Genomic DNA, 1665 nt, shown 5'->3' with positions numbered 1-1665 from the left:
GGTGCAGCCGCCGGTGTTCCAGACGGTGCGCTCCATCCGCTTCTGGACGCGGTCGGCGCCACCTTCGCCGCGCTCACCGCCGTCGCCTGGGCCGCGCTGCCGCACGACTCCTGGACGTACTGGATCCACCACGTCGCGGGAGCGGGCCTCGGCGAGCGCCCGGACGGCCTCGCCAACCAGTCGCTGCACGGCGCCCTGCTCCGCCTCGGCCTCGAAGGCCCGCTGGAGATCACCGTCCTGCTGGTCCTGGCCGTCGCCGTCGCCGTGCTCGGACTGCGCCGAGCCGCCCGGTACGCCCGGGACGGGCAGCTGCTCCTCGCCGTCTCGGTGACCGGCTGCGTGGCCGTCGTCGTCTCCCCGGCCTCCTGGCAGCACCAGCTCCTCTGGGTGCTGCTCGCGGTGGTCGGCCGGGTCGGGAAGCGCGCCTCGGACCGGCCGGTCTGGCCCGCCGTGGTGGTGCTCGTCCTCACCCTGCCCGGCACCATGCTGCTGCCGAACATGGCGGCGCTCCACCCGGTGCGCGACAACGTGGTGCTGCTCGCCGCGCTCGGCGCCGCCTGCGCCGTCCCGTTCCTGCCGCGCACCTCGCCGTACTGGCTGAAGCCGGTCCCCACCGAGTACGCGCGGCCGGTCGCGGCGCGCTGGAGCCGGGTGCCGTTGCTGCCGTTCTGGCGCCGGGTGCTGACCCGCCCCAACCTGCTGCTGGAACTCCTGCTCATCCGGGTGGTGTACTCCGCGTACGCCAAGGTCCGGCTAGCCGCGACGGCGGGCCGCCCCACCGCCGAGAAGCACGGCCGGCAGGTCCACTCGCTGGAGCGGTGGCTGCACATCGACGTCGAGCACTGGTTCAACCACAAGGTCGCCGGAATCGGCTGGATGCGGGACTTCTTCGACTACTACTACTCGACGTTCCACTTCATCATCCCGCTGACCATCCTCGGCGTGCTCTACGTGCGCCGCCCCGCCGACTACCGCTGGGCCCGCTCCACGATCGGCTTCGCGACCCTCCTCGCCCTGGTCGGTTTCTGGCTCTACCCGCTGGCCCCGCCCCGGCTCATGCCGGGCCTCGGGTTCATCGACACCGTGCACGGCGTCCAGGACTTCTCCAAGCCCGACTACGGGACGCTCACCTCGGTCACCAACCAGTACGCGGCCATGCCGTCGCTGCACTTCGGCTGGTCGCTCTGGTGCGGGCTGATGATCCTGATCCTCGCCCCGAAGGTCTGGATGAAGCCGCTGGGGCTGCTCCACCCGTTCTTCACCATCTGCGCCATCGTGGGCACCGGGAACCACTGGGTCCTCGACGCGGCCGGCGGCGCGTTCGTCGTCTCGCTCGGCTTCCTGCTGACCTATGCCCTGGCGGGCCCGCGCCGGCTGGTGCGCCCCGACCGGGAGCCCGTGGCGGGGAGCGACGGGAGCCCTCCGGCGGACGCCCGCCCCCTGGCGGTCAGCGCGGGCGGCGCGGGAAGGGTGAGCGGCGCGGGAGGTACGGCGGCGAGTACCTGACGTCCGGCGCCCGCACGGCGCCCGCACGGCGCCCGCACGGCGCCGGACGCGGACACGACGAAGCCCGGGCCGGGACCTCGGCCGACCGGCTCCAGGCGGAGACCGACCTCCAGGAGAACCGGGTCAAGGCCCTGGTCGCGACCTCGGCCCTGGGCATGG

Annotated in this window: 1 protein-coding gene; it reads left to right on the top strand. The window is 73.5% G+C overall.

Going from position 1 to position 1665, the window contains the following annotated elements; all coding sequences use genetic code 11:
- On the top strand, window positions 1-1506 hold a 1506-nt coding region (locus tag ACWD3D_RS36760), incomplete at its 5' end, for a phosphatase PAP2 family protein (RefSeq protein ID WP_451464980.1).
- Window positions 1507-1665 lie beyond the last annotated feature (159 nt).

The organism is Streptomyces sp. NPDC002690 (genome assembly GCF_053592415.1).
Note: the sequence above shows the minus strand (reverse complement) of the source record. Positions and strands in the feature narration are given on the sequence as shown.